This window comes from Chromobacterium subtsugae (genome assembly GCF_035919665.1).
Lineage (GTDB): Bacteria > Pseudomonadota > Gammaproteobacteria > Burkholderiales > Chromobacteriaceae > Chromobacterium > Chromobacterium subtsugae.
On the sequence record NZ_CP142381.1, the window covers coordinates 473,329 to 495,532 of the forward strand.

General features: G+C 67.1%; 23 protein-coding genes, 1 other RNA gene and 1 riboswitch. Of the genes, 20 read left to right on the forward strand and 4 right to left on the reverse strand.

Annotation, left to right across the window (positions count from 1 at the left end):
- Positions 1–7 precede the first annotated feature (7 nt).
- The 9 genes from U6115_RS02315 to U6115_RS02355 all read left to right on the forward strand — a co-directional run bounded on the left by U6115_RS02315 (position 8) and on the right by U6115_RS02355 (position 10,010).
- Positions 8–3,661 carry a pilus assembly protein gene (locus tag U6115_RS02315; RefSeq protein WP_052258246.1) on the forward strand — a complete coding sequence of 1,218 codons (3,654 nt, stop codon included), beginning with the start codon at positions 8–10 and terminating at the stop codon, positions 3,659–3,661.
- Positions 3,646–4,095: a type IV pilin protein gene (locus tag U6115_RS02320; RefSeq protein ID WP_146008393.1), complete on the forward strand. Its 450-nt coding sequence runs from the start codon at positions 3,646–3,648 to the stop codon at positions 4,093–4,095. The genes U6115_RS02315 and U6115_RS02320 overlap by 16 nt, the downstream gene beginning before the upstream one ends.
- Positions 4,096–4,107: 12 nt before the next feature.
- Positions 4,108–4,659, forward strand: a complete 552-nt coding sequence (locus U6115_RS02325; RefSeq protein WP_043578879.1) for a GspH/FimT family pseudopilin — start codon at positions 4,108–4,110, stop codon at positions 4,657–4,659.
- 110 nt (positions 4,660–4,769) lie between these two features.
- A complete protein-coding gene (gene rfaE2 / locus U6115_RS02330; RefSeq protein WP_043578882.1) occupies positions 4,770–5,270 on the forward strand; it encodes a D-glycero-beta-D-manno-heptose 1-phosphate adenylyltransferase in 501 nt (166 codons plus the stop codon).
- Entirely contained in the window at positions 5,267–6,232 is a 966-nt protein-coding gene (locus U6115_RS02335; RefSeq protein ID WP_043578884.1) for a biotin--[acetyl-CoA-carboxylase] ligase, read from the forward strand. The genes rfaE2 and U6115_RS02335 overlap by 4 nt, the downstream gene beginning before the upstream one ends.
- The gene (locus U6115_RS02340) at positions 6,229–6,942 is read left to right on the forward strand and encodes a type III pantothenate kinase (protein ID WP_043578887.1); all 714 of its coding nucleotides are present in this window, start codon (positions 6,229–6,231) and stop codon (positions 6,940–6,942) included. The genes U6115_RS02335 and U6115_RS02340 overlap by 4 nt, the downstream gene beginning before the upstream one ends.
- Entirely contained in the window at positions 6,939–7,784 is an 846-nt protein-coding gene (locus tag U6115_RS02345; protein ID WP_230623416.1) for an SPOR domain-containing protein, read from the forward strand. The genes U6115_RS02340 and U6115_RS02345 overlap by 4 nt, the downstream gene beginning before the upstream one ends.
- 98 nt (positions 7,785–7,882) lie before the next feature.
- Positions 7,883–8,692, forward strand: coding sequence for a YoaK family protein (locus tag U6115_RS02350; protein ID WP_043578890.1), 810 nt, complete (start codon positions 7,883–7,885; stop codon positions 8,690–8,692).
- A gap of 199 nt (positions 8,693–8,891) precedes the next feature.
- Positions 8,892–10,010 (forward strand): hypothetical protein, encoded by a 1,119-nt coding sequence (locus U6115_RS02355; RefSeq protein WP_052258249.1) that lies wholly within the window; start codon positions 8,892–8,894, stop codon positions 10,008–10,010.
- Between the two features lie 7 nt (positions 10,011–10,017).
- On the opposite strand, the gene cobS is transcribed toward U6115_RS02355, so the two are convergent.
- From cobS to cobT, 3 genes are read right to left on the reverse strand one after another with little or no spacing between them, the layout of a single operon-like run.
- On the reverse strand, positions 10,018–10,758 hold the full coding sequence (gene cobS, locus U6115_RS02360; RefSeq protein WP_043578896.1) for an adenosylcobinamide-GDP ribazoletransferase: 741 nt from the start codon (positions 10,756–10,758) through the stop codon (positions 10,018–10,020).
- A complete protein-coding gene (locus U6115_RS02365; protein ID WP_043578899.1) occupies positions 10,746–11,348 on the reverse strand; it encodes a histidine phosphatase family protein in 603 nt (200 codons plus the stop codon). Before U6115_RS02365 ends, cobS begins: the two co-directional genes overlap by 13 nt.
- Positions 11,345–12,379, reverse strand: a complete 1,035-nt coding sequence (gene cobT / locus U6115_RS02370; protein WP_043578902.1) for a nicotinate-nucleotide--dimethylbenzimidazole phosphoribosyltransferase — start codon at positions 12,377–12,379, stop codon at positions 11,345–11,347. The genes U6115_RS02365 and cobT overlap by 4 nt, the downstream gene beginning before the upstream one ends.
- 126 nt (positions 12,380–12,505) lie before the next feature.
- Positions 12,506–12,715: riboswitch (cobalamin riboswitch) on the forward strand.
- A 125-nt stretch (positions 12,716–12,840) separates the two neighbouring features.
- Here cobT and U6115_RS02375 point away from each other — a divergent pair.
- From U6115_RS02375 to U6115_RS02410, 8 genes are all read left to right on the forward strand, one after another.
- Positions 12,841–14,814 carry a TonB-dependent receptor gene (locus tag U6115_RS02375; RefSeq protein WP_052258251.1) on the forward strand — a complete coding sequence of 658 codons (1,974 nt, stop codon included), beginning with the start codon at positions 12,841–12,843 and terminating at the stop codon, positions 14,812–14,814.
- 3 nt (positions 14,815–14,817) lie between these two features.
- Positions 14,818–15,345: a bifunctional adenosylcobinamide kinase/adenosylcobinamide-phosphate guanylyltransferase gene (gene cobU / locus U6115_RS02380; protein ID WP_043578905.1), complete on the forward strand. Its 528-nt coding sequence runs from the start codon at positions 14,818–14,820 to the stop codon at positions 15,343–15,345.
- Positions 15,342–16,214, forward strand: coding sequence for a cobalamin-binding protein (locus U6115_RS02385; RefSeq protein WP_043578908.1), 873 nt, complete (start codon positions 15,342–15,344; stop codon positions 16,212–16,214). Before cobU ends, U6115_RS02385 begins: the two co-directional genes overlap by 4 nt.
- 21 nt (positions 16,215–16,235) lie before the next feature.
- A complete protein-coding gene (locus U6115_RS02390; RefSeq protein WP_043578911.1) occupies positions 16,236–16,445 on the forward strand; it encodes a hypothetical protein in 210 nt (69 codons plus the stop codon).
- Complete coding sequence (locus U6115_RS02395; RefSeq protein WP_043578914.1) at positions 16,442–16,753, forward strand: cell division protein ZapA; 312 nt, start codon at positions 16,442–16,444, stop codon at positions 16,751–16,753. The genes U6115_RS02390 and U6115_RS02395 overlap by 4 nt, the downstream gene beginning before the upstream one ends.
- Positions 16,754–16,786: 33 nt before the next feature.
- Positions 16,787–16,971: non-coding RNA, 6S RNA (ssrS, locus tag U6115_RS02400), on the forward strand.
- A gap of 8 nt (positions 16,972–16,979) precedes the next feature.
- Positions 16,980–17,588: a 5-formyltetrahydrofolate cyclo-ligase gene (locus tag U6115_RS02405; protein WP_043578918.1), complete on the forward strand. Its 609-nt coding sequence runs from the start codon at positions 16,980–16,982 to the stop codon at positions 17,586–17,588.
- Complete coding sequence (locus U6115_RS02410) at positions 17,585–17,914, forward strand: DUF1294 domain-containing protein (protein WP_043578921.1); 330 nt, start codon at positions 17,585–17,587, stop codon at positions 17,912–17,914. Before U6115_RS02405 ends, U6115_RS02410 begins: the two co-directional genes overlap by 4 nt.
- Here the strand turns inward: U6115_RS02410 and U6115_RS02415 are convergent.
- On the reverse strand, positions 17,899–18,054 hold the full coding sequence (locus tag U6115_RS02415; protein ID WP_099049614.1) for a vir-repressed protein: 156 nt from the start codon (positions 18,052–18,054) through the stop codon (positions 17,899–17,901). The genes U6115_RS02410 and U6115_RS02415 overlap by 16 nt on opposite strands.
- Before the next feature lie 127 nt (positions 18,055–18,181).
- Between U6115_RS02415 and U6115_RS02420 the strand changes: the two genes are divergently transcribed.
- The 3 genes from U6115_RS02420 to leuS all read left to right on the forward strand — a co-directional run bounded on the left by U6115_RS02420 (position 18,182) and on the right by leuS (position 22,184).
- Complete coding sequence (locus U6115_RS02420; protein ID WP_043578924.1) at positions 18,182–18,640, forward strand: EVE domain-containing protein; 459 nt, start codon at positions 18,182–18,184, stop codon at positions 18,638–18,640.
- Positions 18,640–19,443, forward strand: coding sequence for a sulfite exporter TauE/SafE family protein (locus U6115_RS02425; protein WP_043578927.1), 804 nt, complete (start codon positions 18,640–18,642; stop codon positions 19,441–19,443). The genes U6115_RS02420 and U6115_RS02425 overlap by 1 nt, the downstream gene beginning before the upstream one ends.
- A 122-nt stretch (positions 19,444–19,565) precedes the next feature.
- Entirely contained in the window at positions 19,566–22,184 is a 2,619-nt protein-coding gene (gene leuS, locus U6115_RS02430) for a leucine--tRNA ligase (RefSeq protein ID WP_043578930.1), read from the forward strand.
- Positions 22,185–22,204 lie beyond the last annotated feature (20 nt).

The window sequence follows — 22,204 nt, forward strand, 5'->3', positions numbered from 1 at the left end:
GGCGGATATGGCTGACTGGAAACCGGCGGTGCGCATCGTGGTCGGCATCCTGCTGCTGGCATGCATTCTGCTGGCGGCCCGGAAGGTGGCCGGCGGCGGCTCCACCGCCACGCTGGCGATCTCGCAGGTGCCGCTGACCATCACCACCCCGGCGCGGCCGCAGGTGGTGATCGCCGTCACCAATTCCGAATCGATGGACGGCAGCACCATCACTTATTGCAACGGCACCGGCAATTCCGGCGCCAACTGCAGCAATGGCTTTTCCACCAGCTATACCGGCCGCGGCGGCGCTTTGCTGACCGGCGCCGGCGCGGTGAGCGGACTGACCGGCTCGTCCTCGCCGATCAACTACCCGGTGCCGGCCAGCTTCACGCCTCCGGTGTCGGGCGGCGCGGCCGGCAGCCTGGTGCCGTACACCTCGACGCTGTCCGGCGGCCAGCTGGCCGACAACAGCCCGTCGCGGCTCAATGTCGCCAAGGCCGGCATCCTGTCGATCCTCAACACCTATCTGGCGACGACGGATTTCGCCCTGTTGTCCTACCAGATGAGCAACACCAGGATGTACACCACCTGGGTGTATTACATGGCGCCGACCGGCGGCTTCGCCTTCACCAATACGCCCACCGCCACCAGCAGCACCGACACGGTCTACAACCCCTGCTACAACTACCTGACCTCGTCGTCGACCACCGTGGCCAGCAATTGCGCGTCGATCGCGCTGTCGCTGGGCCTCAGCGGGTCGTCGGTCAGCGGCAGCCAGTACATGACGGTGGCGGCCACCAGCGACGACGCCAACATCAACGACGTGCTGTATTCCTCGTCGCTCAACCCGGTGTTCATGACCTACGGCACGGTCAGCCCCAGCAATCCCTACACCTATTACTCGCTGAGCAGCTACAAGTCCGGCTCGGTGTCGGTGTCCTACAGCACGATGGCGCCGGGCGGGCGCACCAACTGGGCCACCAGTCCGACCAATGCCGGCTACGTGCCTTACTCGCCGCAGGTGATGTATGTGCAGCGCGGCTGGGGCTATGGCGGCTCGCAGTCGTACTCCGGCGCCACCACCAATGTGACGATGACCAATCTGGGCAGCCCGTCGGCCAGCCAGCTCACCAGCGCCTACAACAGCTTCTCGCCGTTCCTGCAGCCGGAAACCAATTCCACCAGCACCAGCGAAATCAAGTCGGCGGCCGGGCAGTCGCCGATCTACGCGCTGCTGAAGACCGCGCAAACCTCGTTCACCAGCACGTCGTCCAGCAGCGGCTGCTCGCCGCAAAAATACGTGGTGCTGATCACCGACGGCCTGCCAACCCAGGACAAGAGCGGCAACTTCTGGCCGCCGGCGGGCAGCGCCGCCGCCAGCGGCTATGGCGTGACCGCCAGCTTCAACGCCGACGGCTCGCTCAACACCGGCGCCACCAACGACCAGGCGTTGCTGGACACCATCAGCCAGATCCAGTCGCTGGCCAACAGCGGCATCAAGACCTATGTGATAGGCCTGGGCGCCGGGGTGGCGCCGGCTACCAACCCTACGGCGGCGCAGACGCTGACCGCGATGGCGGTGGCGGGCAATACCGGCTCCTATTACCCGGCAGTCAGCGCCACCGCGTTCAGCAACGCGCTCAGCTCCATCCTGGTGCAGATCCAGAAAGGCAGTTACGACCAGGCGTCGGTGGCGCTCAACAGCACCACGCTGAGCACCAATTCGCAGGCTTTCCTCGCCAGCTTCAATCCCAGCGACAGCCCGTACAACGACTGGACCGGCAATCTGTCGGCCTATTCGTTGTCCACCAGCAGCGGGCTGAACGTCGGCACCAGCGCCAATTGGCAGGCGCAGACTCAGGTGGACACCTTCTCCAGCAGCAACGCCTGGCAAAACACGCGCTTGATCGCCACCTGGGACGCGGTCAACAGCAAGGGCGTGCCGTTCGAATGGCCGGCTTCCGGCGTCACCGGCATCAACAGCACCCAGCAGGGCTGGCTGCAGCCATCGGACACCAAGGGCAGCCTGCGGCTCAACTACCTGCGCGGCGACAAGTCGCAGGAGGTGCAGAACGGCGGCGGCTTCCGCAACCGCAGCCACCTGCTGGGCGACATCATAGACAGCGGCCCGGTGTATGTGGCCAAACCGGATGGCCCGTACAGCGACGCCAGCTACCTGAGCTTCATCAACGCCAACGCCAACCGCACGCCGCTGCTCTATGTCGGCGGCAACGACGGCATGCTGCACGCATTCAACGCCAGCACCGGCAACGAGGCTTTCGCCTTCATCCCCAACGGCGTGTTTTCCAACCTGTACCAGCTGACCAGCGCCTCGTACAACAACAACCACATCTATTTCGTCGACGGCTCGCCGCAGGCCGGCGACGTGATGTTCGCCAACGGCGTCTGGCATTCGCTGCTGGTCGGCGGCCTGGGCGGCGGAGGCTCCACCATTTACGCGCTGGACGTGACCACGCCGTCCAATTTCACCAGCGAGACGGCGCTGGCCAGCGCGGCGCTGTGGGAATTCAGCGACAGCGGCCTGGGCTATACCTATGGTCGGCCCTCCATCGCCCGGGTCAACGCCACGCCGGGATTCGCGGTGATGTTCGGCAACGGCTACGCCAGCAGCGGCAACCACGCCATCTTCTATGCGGTGAATCCGCAGACCGGCGCCACGCTGGCCAAGATAGATCTGTGCAGCTCGGTGCCGGCGGCCTGCAACAGCAGCGCGCCGCAAGGCTTGTCCGAGGTAGTGGCGATCAACAGCAGCGGCAATGCCGGCGCGGCGGTGGACATGGTTTACGCCGGCGATCTGCAGGGCAATGTCTGGGCGATCAACATCGGCAGCAGCAATCCGGCCAGTTGGAGCGTGCGCCTGCTGTTCACCGCCACCGACAGCAGCGGCAACCACCAGCCGATCACCGCCGCGCCTGCGGCCACGCTGAACGCCAACTTCCCCAAGCAGAAGGGCACGATGGTCTATTTCGGCACCGGCCAGCTGCTGGCCCAATCCGATCTGACCAATACCAATACCCAGGCCTTCTACGCCGTTTACGACAATCTGAGCATCAGCGGCCTGACGCCGTCCAACCTGGTGCAGCAGACCGAGTCGCTGGTCACCTCGGCGCAGTCGGGCTTCACCAACACCACGGTGACTTCGACCACCTACAACTGGCAAAGCCCCAACCCGCCGCTCAGCTGCGTGGTGGGGCGCACCTGCCCGACCCTCTACGGCTGGTACTACACGTTGAGCTTCGCCGGCAGCGGCACCCGGGTGCTGACCAATCCGCAGGTCTTCGCCGGCAATGTGGTGTACACCACCTTCGCGCCGCCCTCCACGCCTTGCACCAGCGGCGGCCTGTCGTTCCTGATGGCGTCGAGCTACGCCACCGGCGGGCCGCCGACGCAGCCCTTCCTCGACGCCAATGGCAACGGGGTGGTCAATAGCCAGGATGTCTATAACCAATTGCCGGTGTCCGGGGTGCAGCTGGGCAGCTTCTTCGCATCGACGCCGGCCTTCGTCACCTCGAATCAGGGCGGCTACAGTGCCAGCATCCTGGTGGGCGGGGGCAATGGCAACAGCAACAATAATTGCGCCAACGGCAAGCTGAGCTGCACCAGCAGCAGCCCGTTGCAGCAATACTATTCCTGGAGCGGCTGGTGGCAGATCATGTGAAGCGGGGGCGGAGCGGGCCGGCGGGGATGCGCGGCATCACCTTGGTTGAAATGATGGTGACGCTGGCGGTGGTCGCGATTCTGGCGTCGATCGCCTACCCGCTGTACACCAGCCATGTGCAGCAGTCGCGGCGCGGCGACGCCTGGCAGGCGCTGACCGCCGCGCAGTCGCAGATGGAGCAGTGCTACGCCCAGTATTTCGCTTACAACAACGCCGCCTGCACGGTGTCGGCCAGCTCGCCTGGCGGCTATTACCAGGTGCAGGTGTCTTCCGCCACCACGGCCAGCGGCTATGTGCTGACCGCCACGCCGGCCGCCGGCGGGCTGCAGGCGGCCGACACCACCTGCAGCAGCTTCAATGTCAGCAACAGCGGCTTGCGCAGCGCGGCCAACGCGCAGGGCAGCGATACCAGCAGCACCTGCTGGCCGCATTGACCGGGGAATCGCATGTCGGGCAACAGCCGCGGCTTCACCTTGCTGGAGATGATGGTCACCCTGGCGGTGATGGTGATATTGCTGACGGTGGCGATGCCGGCCTGGCAGACGCTGATGCAGAACCAGCGGCTGATCAGCACCCGCGACAATCTGCTCAGCGCGATGAGCCAGGCCAGGGCATCGGCGGTGAACGACGACAGCGTCGTCACCATCTGTCCGTACAGCGCGGCTTCCAGCACGGCGTGCGGCAGCAGCTGGAGCGCCGGCTGGGTGATAAGCGAGCAACAGTCCGGCAGCGCGGTGTTGCTGAAATCGCAGCCGCTGGTTTCCGGTTCCCCCACCATAGGCACGCTGGCGGCGGGCACCGCCAGCGGCACCATCGCCAGCGTCAGCTTCAATCCGCGCCCGCCCTATGTCGCGGTGGCGCAGACCGGCGACTTCCGCATCTGCGACAGCCGCGGCGCCGCCGTCGCCCTGTCGTTCAATCTGCAGAGCACCGGTTATGCCCAGTCGGCCGCCAGCGCCGGCGCCACGCTGAGCGGCGCCAGCCTGAGCTGTCCCTGAGCGCGGGAGTTGGGCAGGCGCGGGCGACGGTGGTATGCTTCGCGACTCGTCCCATTTGCGGCCGCGGCCTTGTCTGCCGCCTGCGCCGCATGATTCGCGCAAGGAACCGCATGACTTACCCGATGCCGTCGTTTGAAGACAAGATCTGCCCGCCGGAACAGCTGGCGGAGCGTCTGGCCGCGCTGCCGCGCCCGTTGGTGTTCACCAACGGCTGCTTCGACATCCTGCATCGCGGCCATGTCACCTACCTGGCGCAAGCCCGGGCGCTGGGCGCCAGCCTGGTGCTGGGCCTGAATACCGATGCTTCGGTGAAGCGCCAGGGCAAGGGCGAGGACAGGCCGATCAACAACGAGCATAACCGCGCCGCGGTGCTGGCGGCGCTGGAGAGCGTCAGCCTGGTCACCTGGTTCGACGCCGACACCCCGGCCCAGCTGATCGAGCAGGTGCGGCCGGAGGTGCTGGTGAAGGGCGGCGACTGGACGGTGGACAAGATCGTCGGCAGCGCCGAGACGCTGGCGCGCGGCGGCCAGGTGCATTCCATTCCCTTCCTGTTCGACACCTCCACCACCCAGACGCTGAACAAGATCCGCGCCGGCGAGGGCAAGGCGTGAACGAACACGCGTTCGCGGTGCTGCACCACCTGTCGGATGGACGCTTCCATTCCGGCGAGGACATCGCCCAGGCGTTGGGCTGTTCGCGCACGCTGGTGTGGCAGGCGGTGCATGCGATAGAGGCGGATTTGGGCCTCACCGTGTTCAGCGTGCGCGGCCAGGGCTACAAGCTGGCGCAGCCGTTCGCCTGGCTGGATGTCGCCGGCGTGCGCGCCGGCCTGTCCGAAGCCGCGGCCGAGGTCTATACCTTGGCGGTGGCCGAACGCACCGACTCCACCAACAGCCAGCTGATGGCGCGCGCCGGCAACGGCGGACTGCATGGCCTGGTGCTGGCCTGCGAATTGCAGACCGCCGGCCGCGGCCGACTGGGCAGGCGCTGGCAGGCGCGCTTGGGATCGGGGCTGACGTTCTCGCTGCTTTGGCGCTTCGAACGCGGCGTGTCCGAGTTGGCCGGCTTGTCGCTGGCGGTGGGCGTGGCGCTGGCGCGCGCGCTGCGCGGCCTGGGCGCGCCGGTGCGGCTGAAGTGGCCCAACGATGTGCTGCTGGACGGCAGCAAGCTGGCCGGCATCCTGATCGAGCTGTCCGGCGACGCGCTGGGGCCGGCGGCGGTGGTGATAGGCATAGGCTTGAACGTGGCCGATCCGGGCGAAGTGGACCAGCCAGTGGCGACCTTGCGCCAGGCCGGCGTGGCGGCCGACCGCAACAGCCTGTTGGCCGCGCTGCTCAATGAATTGCAAACGGTGCTGTCGGCGTTCGATCGCGACGGCTTCGCGCCGCTGCGCGACGAGTGGTGCGCGTTGTCCGCGCATCAGCAGGCGCCGGTGCGGCTTAGTTTTTCCCACGGCGAGCCGGTGGACGGCATCGCCTGCGGCGTCGCCGACAACGGCGCCCTGCGGGTGGAGACCGCGCAGGGGATGCGGACCTTCCATGTCGGAGAGGTCAGTCTCAGGGAACGCCAATGAAGTTATTGATAGACGCCGGCAACAGCCGGGTGAAATGGGCCGCCTACCGCGGCGCGGAATGCGTGGCCAAAGGCGCCGCCGAACATGGCGAGCTGGCCAGCCTGGCGCCGGTCTGGAGCCAACTGCCGCTGCAGGGCGCCTGGATGTCGTCGGTGGCGCGGCAGGAGGTGGCCGACGCGCTGGCGGCGGCGTTGGCCTGTCCCTTGCACCGGGTGCATGCCCAGAGCCGCTTCGGCGCGGTGTGTAACCATTATCGCAACACCGCCGAGCAGGGCGCCGACCGCTGGCTGGCGGTGTTGGCCGCGCGCGAACTGTGCGGCGGCGACGTCATCGTCGCCTGCGCCGGCACGGCGTTGACGGTGGAAACGCTGACCGCCGACGGCGATTATCTGGGCGGGCTGATCTTGCCCGGCTATGGCCTGATGCTGCAAAGCCTGGCCCAGGGCACGGCGAATCTGGACCGCGCCGCCGGCGCGGTGGTGGATTTCCCGCAAGGCACGCAGGATGCGTTGGCCAGCGGCGTGATGGCGGCGCTGGTGGGCGCCATCGAAGGGCAGCGGCGCAAGCTGGCCGAACGCACCGGCCGCCAGCCTGCCACGGTGATCCTGACCGGAGGCGACGCCGGCCGCATCGCGCCTTGGCTCGCCGCTCCGCTGGAGATCGTGGATAATCTGGTGTTGATGGGTTTACTCAAGGTGGCGAACGCGTGATCAAGTGGCTTGTGGCGCTGGTGGTGGTGCTGAATCTGGTGGTGGCCATGTATGGCTCCTTCAAGCAGCGGCCGCCGATGGATGTGCATGCGCAGGAAGTGAGTCCCGGCCAGGTGAAACTGTTGCCGACAGGCTGGACGCCGGACGCGTCGGCCGGGCAGGCCAGCGCGCCGCATGCGGCGGCGAGCGCTCCCGCGTCCACCGCCAAGGCGGCGTCGGCGCCGCTGGCGGCAGCCAAGACGGACAAACATGCCAAGCCCGCGGCCAGCGCGCCGCAGGAACAGGCCAAATCGGCCAAGGCGCAGGCGAAGCCGGCGCCCAAGCAAGAGGCGTCCAAACCGGCCGCGGCCAAGTCCGCGGAAGCCGCGCCGCCGGCCGCCAAGGCCTGCTACCGCTGGGCCGGCCTCAGCGACAGCCTGCTGGCCCGGGTGAAGGGCGGCGTGCCGTCGCTGAAGCTGAAGGCCGGCCAATTGCAGGAAGACAGCAAGGAAGAAAGCAAGGGCTCGAGCCGCTTCTGGGTGTACTACCCGCCGCTGGCCACCCAGGCCGAGACCAAGACGCTGTCGGCCGAGCTGAAGGACAAGGGTTTCGACAACTACCTAGTCAGCGGCGACGAGTTCAAGGGCAATCTGTCGCTGGGCCTGTTCGGCCGCGAAGACGCGGCCAAGACGCTGGCGGCGCGCCTGAAGGCGGCCGGCTACGACAAGGCGGTGGTCAAGTCCAAGAACGAAGCGGCTAAGGTGACCACTCTGTCCTTCAAAGACCTGGACGCGGCGCAGGCCGAGCATCTGAAGGCGCTGCAGAAGCGGTTGACGCCGGGCATCGCGCTGAAAGGCTGCTGATTGGACGGCATTTGATCCGACGGCTTGCCAAGCGGGCATGCTGCGGCGCAATATGAAAAACGGCGACGATGGGTCGCCGTTTTGCTTGCCGGATTGCCATGGCCCGACACTTCCACATTACCAGGCTGCTGGACCGCGGCCGCTTCAACGACAAGGTATTGCGCCAGCTGGGCTGGGCGATGGCCTTCATCGCCGGCGCCATCAACGCCGGCGGCTTCCTGGCGGTGCACCGCTATACCTCGCACGTCTCCGGCATCGTGTCCGGCATGGCCGACGCCTGGGGCACCGGTGAGGTGCGGCTGGCGCTTTCGCTGCTGGTGATGCTGTGCTGCTTCATCGGCGGCGCCATGCACAGCACCTGGCTGATCCTGTGGGCGCGCCGGCAACGGCTGCGCGGCGGCTACGGCGTGTCGATGATGGAGGAGGCGCTGCTGCTGCTGGTGTTCGGCTTGCTGGGCGCCGGCTTGTCCCTGCACAAGGGCCTGTTCACGCCGCCGACGGTGATGTTGCTGTGCTTCATCATGGGCATGCACAACACCATCGTCACCAAGCTGTCCGGCGGCCTGCTGCGCAGCACCCACATGACCGGCATCGCCACCGACATCGGCATCGAGCTGGCCAAGATGAGCTACTACAACCGCCAGCAGGGGCCACGGATCCAGGCGGTGCGATCCAACCGCAACAAATTCCGCGTCTACAGCCTGATCCTGTTGTCCTTCTTCGCCGGCGGCGTGGTCGGCGCGCTGGGCTTCAAGCACCTGGGTTTCGGCTTCACGCTGCCGCTGGCCTTGTTCCTGTTCCTGCTGGGTCTCAGGCCCGCCTGGTACGACGTCAGGCTGCGCTGGCGCTGGTGGCGGATCGGCTTGACGGCGGCCAGGGCGCGCGCCGGCGCTTTGCGCCGGACTTGAACGACTTCCCTCATCCCGGCGCGCTGCGGGTTTCCGCGCCACGGGGCGCGGCAGCCTTGAGCCGTCGGCTGTGAAAGATGGGTGACGGGCTATGAAATTGTCATTATGGAAAAGTGCTTGTGTGGTTGTGACGCACTCTCGCTTGGAGAGCGGCACCAGTCCCTGAGTTTGGGCGGGCTTTTTCATGCAAAGGGGCGGCATGGACGTACGAAAAGCGGTTGGTTTGTGGGTTAGCTGGGCTTTGGCGGCGCCGGTTCACGCCGATGTCTGGCAGGGCGAGTTGGGCGGCGCGCCGGTTGTGATGGAGTGGAGCGTCGATAACGAGGGCGAGGTCGACGGCCGTTATTTCTATCGCAAATTCCATAATGACATCGCGCTGACGGGCAAGCGGGATGCGCAGGGCGCGTTGCGCTTGAGCGAGAGCCTGGGCCATGGCGAGGCGCGGGCCGATCTCGCGTTGCGCCCATCCGGAACCGGTTGGGTGGGTGAGTGGCGCGAACCGAAGACGAAGCGCGCGTTGCCGGTCACGCTGACGCCGTTGGCCATGTCGAGCGAGGAGGGTACGGACGAAGCGGATTGGATCGACGACTACAACCGGGCCAGATTGGCTGACCTGCGGTTGCGGCGGGTGGGCGAACAGGTTTTCCTCGGCCATCGGCTGAGCTGGTGGGAGGAGCCGGTCAGCCGGATCCGCTGGTTCCGGTTGGAAAGCGGCTATTCTGCGGACGCCATGGCCCGTCTGAACCGGATTTTTGAGAGGCGGCAATGGCGCGCGGTGGTGGATGCCTTCGAGTGCGTGGCGGCCGCGCAGGGTTCGACTTTAGGCAGGTATCAGCAGGCGGTGACCCCGCGCTTGCTGACGCCGCGCGTGGTGAGCATCAGCATTGAAACCAGCGCGTTTTGCGGCGGCGCCCATCCGGACTCCGGCGACGCGCCGTTGAATATGGAGGTGGCCAGCGGGCGCGTTTTGCATCTGGAGGATGTATTGTGGCTGGGGAGGGGCGAACCACAGGATGCGCGGGGCGAGGATGGCCTGCTGCGAGATGCCGGGTATGAAAGCAAGGTGCTGCAGCCTTGGCTCGCTAGCGTCTTCGGCAAGTTGTATCCGCGGGAGATGGCTGGTGGCGAAGGCGGGGGTTGCGATTACCGCGGTCCCGAGGTCTGGAATGCGTTCAATTGGTATCTGACGCCGAAAGGCATGCAGATCGGCGCCTTCTTCGCGCGCGCGCGGAAGGATTGCGACAACCCGGCCTGGAGCCTGTTGCCGTGGGCATTGGTGCGCCAGCACCCAGGCGTTTTGACGCCGCGTTTGCCGTAAGCCGGCCTCACTTCAACACAGGAAAATACGTCGGCAGAATCAACAGCGCGGCGAGCAGCGCGATCTCGCAAAGCTCAACCCCCGCGCCCAGGCAGTCGCCGGTCATGCCGCCCAGGCGGCGCTTCAGGAAGGCCCACCAGGCCAGGCCGGCCAAGGGGGCCAGCAGCAGCGCCGGCGCCAGCCAGGCCGACAGCGCCAGCAGCGCGGCCAGGTTCAGCCCCATGCCGGCCCAGTCGCGGCGCCAGGCGAAGCGTTCGCCGCTGCCCGGCGCGATGGCCGGCAGCGTCGCAGACCAAGCGATGGCGAAGCCGCGCGCCCAGGCCGGCGCCAGCAGCAGTCCCCAGACCGGCCCGCTCTGGCGCGCGAGCAGCATCAGCAGCACCAGCTTGCAAACCACCGCCAGGATCAGCGAGAGCACGCCGAAGCTGCCCAGATGCGGGTCTTTCAATACCTCGAAGAAGCGTTCGCGCGAGCGGTGGGACGCGCCCAGCGCGTCGGCGAGGTCGGCCAGGCCATCCAGGTGCAGGCCGCCGGTGACACCGGTCCAGACCAGCAGCGCCAGCAGCGCCGCCAGCCAGGGGTCGACCGGCTGGCCCACTTGCAGCGCGCCCAGCAGCAGCGCGCCGACCAGCGCGCCGACGGCGGGAAACCAGCGCGCGCTGGCGGCCAGCCATTCCGGCTTGAATTCCGCCAACTGCGGCGTCGGCAGCCGGGTGAGAAACTGCACCGCCAGGATCAGTCCGCGCATGCAGACTCCAGGCGCAGCAGGTAGGCCGGGTGGCCTTCCAGCATCGACAGCTGGACGAAGCCGCCGCGCTGCACCGTCATCAGCTTGGCGACGGAAAAATCGGTGCCGAGCAATTCCGCCATCAGCACAGTGATCACGCCGCCGTGCGTCACCAGCAGCCGGTGGCTGCCACGCGCCTCGGTCATCCAGTCGGCCAGGCCGGCCAGCACCCGGGTGCGGAACGCTTCGAAGCTTTCGCCGCCGGGCGGGCTCAGCCTGCCGTCGGCCAGCGCTTCGCCCCAGCCGGGGTGGACGCGCTCCAGGTCGGCCACCGGCTGGCCGTCCCAGCCGCCGAAGTCCATCTCGGCGAAGCGCGGGTCCACTTTCAGCGTCAGCGAGCCGGACAGCGCCTGCTTGACCGCGAATTCGCGGCAGCGCTGCAGCGGCGAGCTGGCGATGGCGGTGACCGGCGCCAGGCTGCTGATGCGCTGCCAGCTGCGACCGAGCTGATGGTGGCCGTGCTCGGTCAGCGGCAGGTCGGTCAGGCCGATCAGCCGGCCGTCGTGGTCGATTTCGCCGTGGCGCAGCAGGGTGAGCGTGTAGGGATTCATGCCGATTTGCCGCTGACGCCGGCTTCGGCGAAAGTGGCCATCTCGTTGTGCAGCTTCACCGCCATCTGCAGCATCGGCACGCACAGCGCCGCGCCGGAGCCTTCGCCGAGGCGCAGCCCCAGGTCCACCAGCGGGTGCAGCTGCAGCGCCGCCAACGCCAGGTCGTGGCCGGATTCGGCGGAACGGTGGCTGGCCAGCAGCCAGTCGTGCAGCGTCGGGTCTATCGCTTTGGCGCACAGCGCGGCCGCGCTGGCGATGAAGCCGTCCACCAGCGAAGGCACGCCCAGGCGCGCGCCTTCCAGGAAGAAACCGGCGATCGCGGCGATTTCCAGCCCGCCCAATTCGGCCAGCGTGTCCTCGCCGCTGAGGTTTTCCCAGGCCACCCGCGCCAGCGCGGTCTTCACCACCCGGCGCTTGTTGGAGAGGCCGCTGTCGTCGATGCCGGTGCCGCGCCCGACCACCAGCTCCGGCGCCGCGCCGGTGAGGCGGCAGATCAGCGCGGCGGAGGCGGTGGTGTTGCCTATGCCCATGTCGCCGGCGATCAGCAGATTGGCGCCGGCATCCACCGCGCGGCGCGCGGCGGCGCGGCCGGTTTCCAGCGCGGCGGCGGTTTCCTCGGCGCTCATCGCCGACTGTTTGGCCAGATTGTGGCTGCCGGCGCGCACCTTGGCGTGGATGATGGGCAGCGCCGACACATCGCCCGCCACGCCGACGTCGACGACCTCCAGCCGGGCGTCCAGCGCGCGCGCCAGCACGCAGATGGCCGCGCCGCCGGCGCTGAAGTTGCGCACCATTTCGGTGGTGACCTCGGCCGGGAAGGCCGACACGCCTTCGACGGTGACGCCGTGGTCGCCGGCGAACACGGTGATCGCCGGTTTCAATTCCTCGGGGCAAGCCCGTCCCTGCCAGGCGGCGAAGCGGCAAGCCAGTTCCTCCAGCTGGCCCAGGCTGCCGGGCGGCTTGGTGAGCACGGCCTGGCGGGCGCGGGCGGCGTTGCGGGCGGAGAGATCCAGGGGTTTGCTGCTGTTCATGGTTGAGCCTGCCGGAGTGCGGGGCGCGATGCCCGGGTGATCGAGAAAAAGCCTGCCGCCGGCGCGCGGCCGGTCGGACTCTAAGCATATTACCGCTTGGACGATGCCGCCATAAGCCCGGCGAGGTATAATCCGCCGCTTGCAGGTGCCCGCGGCCGCCGAATTCCGGCGCGCGGGTGAAACGGGAAGCCGGTGGACAAGCCGGCGCTGCCCCCGCAACGGTAAGGCCCGGCGCGCAAGCGCCCAGGCGACGCAGATAGCCACTGTCCTACAGGATGGGAAGGCGCGGCGCCGGCATGGCCCAGCCCGGAGACCGGCCTGCGCGCCTCGGCCGGAAGCCGGGCAGATTGCTGACGAATCGCGGGGAGGCGATCCGACAGGCGTTCCGGTTTTGCCGTGCCGTCCTTTGCTGTTGTTGTCCTCTTCGCACTCAACGTTGACCCTGTCGTGGAGTGTGTTTCATGTTCAAGTTTCAATCCTGCGCGCTGTTCGCGGCGCTGACCGCCGCCGGCGTGGTTCAGGCCGCCGATCTTCCCGAGTTCGCCGGCGACCCGGTGATCGTCACCGCCAGCCGGGTGCCGCAGAAAGTCTCGTCGCTGCCGGCGAACGTCACCGTCATCACCGCCGAGGACATTGCCAACAGCACGGCGACGACGGTGCAGGATGTGCTGTCTAGCTACGCCGGCGTGCATGTGTCGAACAGTTCCGGCTCCGCCAGCACGGCGATGGTGGATCTGCGCGGTTTCGGCGTGACGGGCATGAGCAACACGCTGATCCTGGTCGATGGCGTACGGCAAAACACCAATGATTTGAGCGCGCCTAACCTGGGGGCGGTCACGCTGGCGAGCATCGACCACATCGAGGTGGTGCGCGGCATCGGCGGCGTCGCCTACGGCGGCGGCGCGACCGGCGGGGTGATCAACATCATTACCAAGTCCGGCGCGGCCAACGGGGTGAACGGCAGCGTCATGCTGACCGGCGGCAGTTACGATCTGCGCCAGCTGGATGCCAATCTGCACGCGGGGAACCAGTATGTGGCGCTGGATGGCTATGTCCAGTCGTTGAAGACCGACAATTACCGCCAGAACAATGCCGAGCGCGACGACAACGCCGGCGCCACCTTGACTTTCAAGCATGACGGCGGCGACATCAAGCTGTTCGCCAAAACGGCGAGCCAGGGCTTGCGCCTGCCGGGATCCATCGTCATGGATCCGGCCAACGGCCAGAACCCCTTGCTCAACAATCCGACCGGCACGGCGACGCCGAACAGTCACTCCTCCACCGGCACCAGCAGCGGCGGCGTTTCTTTGAGCCAGGACTTGGGGGCCGGGACGCTGTATGCCGACTGGTCGCGCCGCGTCAAGGATGCGGACTCCTGCGTCCAGTATGCCGGCATCGCCGGATGCTCGCGGGACCAGCGCAATCTGGGCGAAAACGCCGCCAGCGCCCGTTACGAGCTGCCTATCGGCAAGCACACCCTGTCTTTCGGCAGCGACTGGCTCGACAGTTCGATGAGCGTATACAACTCGCTGGGCAATAAGCAGACCTCGCAAAAGCGCGTCGGCTATTTCGTCGACGGCCAGTTCAAGCTGTGGCAGGGCGCGACGCTGTCGGCCGGAGGCCGCCAGCAACTGGTGGACGACAAGGTCAACGCCATGAGCGGCGGGGCCAATCTGTCGACCATCCATACCAGCCTGCATGCCTGGTCCTTGGGCCTGAAGCAGGATTTGCGCGCGGGTTGGAGCGTGTATGCCAGATCCGGCCAGAGCTTCCGCCTGGGCAATGCCGATGAGGTGACTTATACCAACGGCCTGCCGCTGCAGCCGCAGCAGTCGCATGATAGGGAAGTGGGGGCGCAATGGGCGAACGATGCGGCGCATGCCAAGCTGGCGCTGTTCCGCAATGATCTGACCAATGAAATCGCTTACAACCCCTTCGTCGGGCTGTTTGGCGCCAATGCCAACTTGCCGGAGACGCGCCATCAGGGTGTCGAGCTGGAGGGCGGCGCCAAGCTGTCGCAGCGGGTGGGCGTGAACGCCAATCTGACCTGGACTCAGGCGACCTACCGCTCAGGCGCCGGCTTGGCCGGCAACACTATTCCGATGGTGCCGAAGCTGATGGCGAATACCGCGGTGAATTGGAGCATCAGCGACGCCAGCAAGGTGTCGGTGGCGGCGCAATATGTTTCTCAGCAGTATTTCGATAATGACCAGAGCAACGCCTTTGGCCGCAAGTTGCCGGCTTACACGGTTGTCGACGCCAAGTTCAGCCAGGCATTCGGCAAGCATGTGAGCGCCACTTTCAGCGTGAACAACTTGTTCAACAGGCATTATGCGACCTATGGCGGGACGGATGCTTACACCTCGCCTACGGCTTATGATTTGTACCCGGCCAACGCGCGGAATTACCAAGCCGCCGTGACTTACACGTTCTAAACCATGCCCCATCTGATCAGCGGCGGCGCCCGCAGCGGCAAGAGCGCCCATGCAGAAGACCTGGCCCGCCGCCATGCCGGCCCGGTGTGTTATCTCGCCACCGCCGAAGTGCGCGACGCCGAGTTCGCGCGCCGGGTGGAGCGCCACCGCGCGCAGCGGCCGGCGCATTGGCGGGTGGCGGAAGCCGGCCGCGGCCTGGCCGCCGCCATCGCCGCCGCTGACTGCCCGGGCGGGCTGGTGCTGGTGGACTGCCTGGGCATGTGGCTGATGCGCTTTTTCGGTGAACCAGGCTTTGACGAAGCCGGCTACGCCGTCGAGCGCGACGCCCTGCTGGCGGCCTTGGACGGCGCGCGTGGCGAAATCCTGCTGGTCAGCAACGAGGTGGGCTGGGGCGTGGTGGCTGGAGATGCCGAAACCCGGCGCTTCGTCGACGAACTGGGGCGGCTCAACCAGCTGGCGGCGGCGCGCTGCCAGCGGGTGACGCTGGTGGCCTGCGGTTTGCCGCTGGTTTTGAAAGGGGGTCCGGCATGAGGCGCGCATGGGTCTTGGCCGCCCTGTTGCTGGCCGGCGCCGCGCAGGCCGATATCCGTGTGACGGACGGCGATGGCCAGGAAGTGGCGCTGCGGCAGCCGGCGCAGCGCATAGTCAGCCTGGTGCCGCACGCCACCGAGCTCTTGTTCGCCGCCGGCGCCGGCGACAAGGTGGTGGCCACCGTCGAATACAGCGACCATCCGCCGGCGGCGAAGAAGCTGCCGCGGGTCGGCAGCTTCACCGGCTTCAGCCTGGAGGCGGTGCTGCGCCAGCGGCCCGACCTGGTGGTGGCCTGGAAGGATGGCGGCACCCCGCGCGAACTGGCGCGTCTGCGCAGCCTGGGCGTGCCGGTGTTCATCAGCCATCCGCTGCAGCCGGGCGACGTGGCGCTGGAAATCGGCAAGCTGGGCCGGCTGGCCGGCAGCGAGGCGGCGGCCAACCGCGCCGCCGCGCAATACCGGCGGCAAATGGCGGCGCTGCAGCAGCGCTACGGCGGCCGCGCGCCGGTGCGGGTGTTCTACCAGCTGAGCCAGGCGCCGATCTTCACCATCAGCGGCAAAAGCTATATCGATTCGCTGATCCGCACTTGCGGCGGGGTCAATGTGTTCGCCGACCTGCCGCTGCCGGCGCCGCAGGTATCCACCGCCTCGGTCGTGGCGGCGCAGCCACAGGCGATAGTGGCGTCCGACGAGGCGACGCTGGCGATGTGGCGGCGCTGGCGCGGCGTGCCGGCGGTGTCGCATGCCGCGCTGTTCGCGCTGCCGGGCGACGACATCAGCATTCCCGGCCCGCGCCTGGTCGAGGGCGCGGCGGCGCTGTGCGAGCGGCTGGACATGGCGCGCCAGCGGCTGGGTTTGACGCCCAACTAGCCGCCCGTTATCCTCGCCGGCATGGACAATGAACTGGAATATCTGGAATCCCGCGTCGCGGCGCTGATCGCCCGCATCCGGGAGTTGGAAACCCAGAACGGCCGCTTTGCCGAGGCGCTGTCCGAAGCGCTGAAGGAGAATGCCGAGCTGAATTTCCGCGTGAACGAAACCCGCAGCCGGGTGGCGGCCCTGGTGGCGCGCCTGCCGGGCGCGCCGGAGGATGAGCAATGAGCGACGTGGTTCAGGTCGAGATCGAACTGTTGGGCCGTCATTTCACCATCGGCACCCCGCAGGGCGAGCAGGAAACCCTGCTGGAGGCGGTGCGCCTGCTGGAAGGCAAGATTTCCACCATTCAGCAGCACGGCAAGGTGATGGACGCCGACAAGATCGCCATCATGGCCGCGCTTAACATCGCCCACGATCTGCTGAAAACAAAAGTGGGCGAGGGCTTGGAGATGGCGGCGTTTCAGCGTAAGATACGCGACATGGGCGAAGCAGCCGACAACGCGCTTCGCCAGAGCCAGCAACCGCTGTTCTGACAGCCGGTTCCAGGCTCGCACTACAGGTCAGTTTATCCCCTGCGGTGCTCGTGACGGCACACAATTCCTTTGTACCAATGCGTTCGCTTCTGGCTGCCAGCGTGAGACATGGGCGTGCCGCGTTCCATTTGAGAACGCGCCCGAAATGTCTGGCAGGCGGCCCATCCTGGAAACAGGGTACAAGCGAATTTAGCCCGAACGGCACTCGCGGGGGTCTCCCCCTCCCATGACCGATATTCTCCCCATTACAGACAAACCGACGCTGCGCCGCCAGCTGCGCCGCGCCCGCATGGCTTTGCCGCCGGCTTATCGCGCCGCCGCGGCGCAGGCCATCGCCCGCCATGCTTCGCGCCTGTTGAAGCGCGGCAAGCGCGTGGGAGGCTATCTGGCCGCCGGCTCCGAGCTGGACCTGGCCGCGCTGCTCAACGCCGCGCTGTGGCGCGGCGCGCGCGTCTATCTGCCGCAGATTCCGCGCCGCGGCCGCCGGCTGTGGTTCACCCGGCTGGCGGCCGCCGACCGCTGGTATCTGCACCCGCGCTACCGCATCCTGGAATACGCCGGCGCCCGGCTGCGCGCCGAGCGGCTGGACGTGGTGTTCGTGCCCTTGCTGGGCGTAGACCGCGAGGGTTACCGGATGGGGCAGGGCGGCGGTTTCTACGACAGCACGCTGGCCTTCCGCCGCCGCGTCGCCGCCGGCGGGCCGCTGCTGGTCGGCGTGGCTTTCGATTGCCAGCTGGTGGACGCGGTGCCGCGCGAGGCCTGGGATGTGCGGCTGGACTGCCTGCTGACCGAGTCCGGCCTGCGGCGGCTGCCGCTGCGGGAGGCGGAAGCATGATTCTGCTGCTGTTGCTGCCCTTGCTGGCTGCCTGCCTGCTGGGGCGGCTGGGCTGGGGCTGGTGGCTGCCTTACGCCGCGCTGGCCTTGCCGACGTTGCTGGCGTATTGGCTGGACAAGCGCGCCGCCCTGCGCGGCGCCTGGCGCATTCCGGAGGCCAGGCTGCAGCTGCTGCACCTGGCCGGAGGCTGGCCGGCCGCGTTTCTCGCGCAGCGCTGGTTCCGCCACAAGACCCGCAAGCAGCCCTTCCTGCTGATCTATTGGCTGGCGGCGCTGGCCAATCTGGCGCCGCCGCTGGCATGGTGGTGGCTTCAACGCCAGCCGTAGTAGCGCGGGCCGTAGTAGTAAGCCGGCGCCACCACCACCGCCGGCCGCACCACTACCGGGGCGATGCCCACTCGCGGCGGTTCCACCACGCAGCCGCTTAGGCTGCCTATCGCGATTACGGCGAGTATCCACGTTTTCATCGGTATTCTCCTGGAACGGCAGGCATGGCAAAAAACCTGTCCTGTTGAAACCAGCATACGAGGCAATCTTTCCAGTAAGATTGAGCAAGTCTTTCCCTTTCCCCTCAGCGATTAACAGATATTGCCCATGCGCTATTGGCTGATGAAGTCCGAACCGGACGAAACCTCGATCGACCACCTGGCCGCCGAACCGGCGCGCCTGTTCGAGTGGACCGGCGTGCGCAACTACCAGGCGCGCAATTTCATGCGCGACGACATGCGTCCCGGCGACCTGCTGCTGTTCTGGCATTCGTCTTGTCCCGAGCCCGGCATCGCCGGCATCGCCGAAGTGGCCGCGCCGGCGCATCCCGACTCCAGCCAGTTCGATCCTGACAGCCCCTATCACGATCCTAAGTCCGACCCGGCCCAGCCGCGCTGGCAGTGCGTGGACGTGCGCTTCGTCAGCAAGACCCGGCTGGTGTCGCCGGCCGAGCTGCGCGGCCATCCGCCGCTGGAGGGCATGACGGTGCTCAAGCGCGGCAACCGCTTGTCGATCACGCCGGTGACGGCGGAAGAGTGGGACTATCTCACGCGCGAGGTGTTGTGATGCTGGCGCCGCCCTTGCTGGTTGCCTTGCTGGGCTGCGGCGCGGTGGCCGGCTTCCTGGCCGGCTTGCTGGGCGTCGGCGGCGGGCTGATCATCGTGCCGGTGGTGCTGGCGGTGTTGGCGGCCGCGCATCTGGGGGGCGAGCACGCGCAGCATCTGGCGGTGGGCACTTCGCTGGCGGTGATGGTGTTCACCAGCGCTTCCAGCGTGCGCGCCCACCACAAGAAAGGCGCGGTGGACTGGCGCATCGTGCGCGGCATGGCGCCGGCGATGGTGCTGGGCACGCTGGCCGGCAGCCTGCTGGCGGGCTGGATTCCCGGCCGCGCGCTGGCCTGGTTCTTTGTGGTCTACGCCTACGCGGTGGCGGCGCAAATGCTGATAGGCAAGCAGCCCAGGGCCGGGCGCGAGATGCCGGGCCGCGCCGGCCAGGGCGCAGCGGGCGGCGCCATCGGCATGATTTCCAGCTGGGTGGGAATCGGCGGCGGCTCGATGAGCGTGCCGTTGATGAGCTGGTGCAATGTGCCGGTGCATACGGCGATAGGGACCAGCGCCGCGCTGGGCTGGCCGATCGCCGTTTCCGGCGCGCTGGGCTATCTGGCCAGCGGCTGGCGCGCGCAAGGCCTGCCCTGGGGCAGCGTCGGCTTTGTTTATTTGCCGGCGATGCTGGCCTTGATGCTGATGACGGTGCTGTGCGCGCCGCTGGGCGCGCGGGCCGCGCACCGGCTGCCGGTGGCCAGGCTGAAAAAGGCGTTTGCCTTGCTGATGGCGGCGATGGCCAGCGAGATGCTGCTCCGGCTGCTATGAACGCCTTGTTTTTGTACGGAAATCGGACAGCCTGTCCGCTCCGCGGCATCCCCTTTTTGCCGCTTTTGCCGATATAATCGATCCATTCGACTCGAATTCCACTGAATAAAAAGACTCCGGACATGCAAGAACACTACTCCCCGCGCGAGCTGGAAAGCGCCGCGCAGCAGAAATGGCAGAAAACCGCCGCCTTCAAGGCGGTTGAAGACGCTTCCCGCCCCAAGTACTACGCGCTGTCGATGTTCCCGTATCCGTCCGGCAAGCTGCACATGGGCCACGTGCGCAACTACACCATCACCGACGTGCTGGCCCGCTTCAAGCGCCTGCAGGGCTTCAACGTGCTGCAACCGATGGGCTGGGACGCCTTCGGCCTGCCGGCCGAGAACGCGGCGATGAAGAACGGCGGCGCGCCGGCGGCGTGGACCTACTCCAACATCGAATACATGAAGACCCAGCTGGACAGCTTGGGCTTCGCGCTGGATTGGGAGCGCGAGCTGGCCACCTGCAAGCCGGACTACTACCGCTGGGAGCAGTGGCTGTTCACCCGCCTGTTCGAGAAGGGCGTGATCTACAAGAAGAACGGCGTGGTCAACTGGGACCCGGTGGACCAGACCGTGCTGGCCAACGAGCAAGTGGTCGACGGCCGAGGCTGGCGCTCCGGCGCGCTGGTGGAAAAGCGCGAAATCCCGATGTACTACTTCCGCATCACCGACTACGCCGAGCAGTTGCTGGCGGACCTGGACCAGCTGGACGGCTGGCCGGAGCAGGTCAAGACCATGCAGCGCAACTGGATAGGCAAGAGCTACGGCTCCGACGTGGTGTTCCCGTACGACGAGGCCAGCATCGGCCATAAGGGCGAGCTGAAGGTCTACACCACCCGTCCGGACACGCTGATGGGCGCCACCTATGTCGCCGTCGCCGCCGAGCATCCGCTGGCTACCCAGGCCGCGGCCGGCAACGCCGAACTGCAGGCCTTCATCGCGGAATGCAAGTCCGGCTCCGTGGCCGAGGCCGACGTGGCCAAGATGGAAAAGAAGGGCATGCCGACCGGCCTGTTCGTGACCCACCCGCTGACCGGCGAACGCTTGCCGGTATGGGTGGCCAACTATGTGCTGTGGGGCTACGGCGAAGGCGCGGTGATGGCCGTGCCGGCGCACGACGAGCGCGATTTCGAATTCGCCAACAAATATCAGCTGCCGATCAAGCAAGTGATCGCGCGGGTGTCCGGAGACGGCGAATACGACGCCGCCAACTGGCAGGAGTGGTACGGCGCCAAGGATGACACCGTGAAGACGGTCAATTCCGGCAAGTACGACGGCCTGGGCTACCAAGCCGCGTTCGACGCCATCATCGGCGACCTGCAAGCCAAGAGCCAGGGCCAGAAGAAGACCCAATACCGCCTGCGCGACTGGGGCATCAGCCGTCAGCGCTACTGGGGCTGCCCGATCCCGATCATCCACTGCGCCAGCTGCGGCGACGTGCCGGTGCCGGAACAAGACCTGCCGGTGACGCTGCCGGAAAACGTGATTCCGGACGGCGCCGGCAGCCCGCTGGCCAAGATGCCGGAATTCTACGAAACCGCCTGCCCGAAGTGCGGCGGCGCGGCCAAGCGCGAAACCGACACCATGGATACTTTCGTCGAGTCCAGCTGGTACTACGCCCGCTACGCCTCGCCCAAGTGCGACACCGCGATGGTGGACAAGCAGGCCGCCGATTACTGGCTGCAGGTCGACCAATACGTGGGCGGCATCGAACACGCCATCCTGCACCTGCTGTACGCGCGCTTCTTCCACAAGCTGATGCGCGACGAAGGCCTGGTATCGTCGGACGAGCCGTTCAAGAGCCTGCTGACCCAGGGCATGGTGATCTGCGAAACCTTCTACCGCGACCTGCCCAATGGCTCCAAGGACTGGATCGCGCCGCAGGACGTGATCCTCGAGCGCGACGCCAAGGGCAAGATCGTGGCGGCCACGCACCGCGTGGACGGCCAGCCGGTGGTGGTGGGCGGCATCGAGAAGATGTCCAAGTCCAAGAACAACGGCGTGGACCCGCAGGAGTTCATCGAGAAATACGGCGCCGACACCGCGCGCCTGTTCATGATGTTCGCCGCGCCGCCGGAGCAGAGCCTGGAGTGGTCCGACGCCGGCGTGGAAGGCGCGTTCCGCTTCCTGAAGCGCCTGTGGAAGAGCGCGCGCGAGCACGTCGAGGCCGGCGTGGTCGCTCCGTATAGCGCGGGCGAGCTGAACGCCAGCCAGAAGGAGCTGCGCTTCAAGCTGCACGGCACCATCCAGAAAGTGGCCGACGACTACGGCCGCCGCCAGCAGTTCAACACCGCCATCGCCGCGGTGATGGAGCTGCTCAACGCCTACGACAAGGCCGACACCAGTGGCGACACCGGCCGCGCGGTGGCGCAGGAAGTGCTGGAAGCCGCCACCCTGCTGCTGTCGCCGATCGTGCCGCACGTCTGCGACGGCATCTGGAGCCAGCTGAAGCCGGGCACCGAGCTGCTGGCCCAGTCCTGGCCCAAGGTGGATGAGGCCGCGCTGGTGAAGAGCGAGATCGAACTGATGGTGCAAGTGTGCGGCAAGCTGCGCGGCAGCGTCACCGTGGCTGCCGACGCCGCCAAGGACGCGATCGAGGCCGCCGCGCTGGCGCACGAGAACGTGATCAAGTTCATGGAAGGCAAACCGGCCAAGAAGATCATCGTGGTGCCGGGCCGCCTGGTGAACATCGTCGTTTGATTCGAGCGAAGACGCGGCGC

Coding starts and splice junctions, on each gene's coding strand:
- U6115_RS02365 (WP_043578899.1), bottom strand. CDS start 11,348: ATGAATCCCTACACGCTCACCCTGCTGCGCCACGGCGAAATCGACCAC.
- U6115_RS02340 (WP_043578887.1), top strand. CDS start 6,229: ATGAAGTTATTGATAGACGCCGGCAACAGCCGGGTGAAATGGGCCGCC.
- U6115_RS02395 (WP_043578914.1), top strand. CDS start 16,442: ATGAGCGACGTGGTTCAGGTCGAGATCGAACTGTTGGGCCGTCATTTC.
- cobU (WP_043578905.1), top strand. CDS start 14,818: ATGCCCCATCTGATCAGCGGCGGCGCCCGCAGCGGCAAGAGCGCCCAT.
- U6115_RS02355 (WP_052258249.1), top strand. CDS start 8,892: ATGGACGTACGAAAAGCGGTTGGTTTGTGGGTTAGCTGGGCTTTGGCG.
- rfaE2 (WP_043578882.1), top strand. CDS start 4,770: ATGACTTACCCGATGCCGTCGTTTGAAGACAAGATCTGCCCGCCGGAA.
- U6115_RS02420 (WP_043578924.1), top strand. CDS start 18,182: ATGCGCTATTGGCTGATGAAGTCCGAACCGGACGAAACCTCGATCGAC.
- cobS (WP_043578896.1), bottom strand. CDS start 10,758: ATGCGCGGACTGATCCTGGCGGTGCAGTTTCTCACCCGGCTGCCGACG.
- U6115_RS02390 (WP_043578911.1), top strand. CDS start 16,236: ATGGACAATGAACTGGAATATCTGGAATCCCGCGTCGCGGCGCTGATC.
- leuS (WP_043578930.1), top strand. CDS start 19,566: ATGCAAGAACACTACTCCCCGCGCGAGCTGGAAAGCGCCGCGCAGCAG.
- U6115_RS02325 (WP_043578879.1), top strand. CDS start 4,108: ATGTCGGGCAACAGCCGCGGCTTCACCTTGCTGGAGATGATGGTCACC.
- U6115_RS02315 (WP_052258246.1), top strand. CDS start 8: ATGGCTGACTGGAAACCGGCGGTGCGCATCGTGGTCGGCATCCTGCTG.
- U6115_RS02385 (WP_043578908.1), top strand. CDS start 15,342: ATGAGGCGCGCATGGGTCTTGGCCGCCCTGTTGCTGGCCGGCGCCGCG.
- U6115_RS02425 (WP_043578927.1), top strand. CDS start 18,640: ATGCTGGCGCCGCCCTTGCTGGTTGCCTTGCTGGGCTGCGGCGCGGTG.
- U6115_RS02375 (WP_052258251.1), top strand. CDS start 12,841: ATGTTCAAGTTTCAATCCTGCGCGCTGTTCGCGGCGCTGACCGCCGCC.
- U6115_RS02405 (WP_043578918.1), top strand. CDS start 16,980: ATGACCGATATTCTCCCCATTACAGACAAACCGACGCTGCGCCGCCAG.
- U6115_RS02350 (WP_043578890.1), top strand. CDS start 7,883: ATGGCCCGACACTTCCACATTACCAGGCTGCTGGACCGCGGCCGCTTC.
- U6115_RS02415 (WP_099049614.1), bottom strand. CDS start 18,054: ATGAAAACGTGGATACTCGCCGTAATCGCGATAGGCAGCCTAAGCGGC.
- U6115_RS02410 (WP_043578921.1), top strand. CDS start 17,585: ATGATTCTGCTGCTGTTGCTGCCCTTGCTGGCTGCCTGCCTGCTGGGG.
- cobT (WP_043578902.1), bottom strand. CDS start 12,379: ATGAACAGCAGCAAACCCCTGGATCTCTCCGCCCGCAACGCCGCCCGC.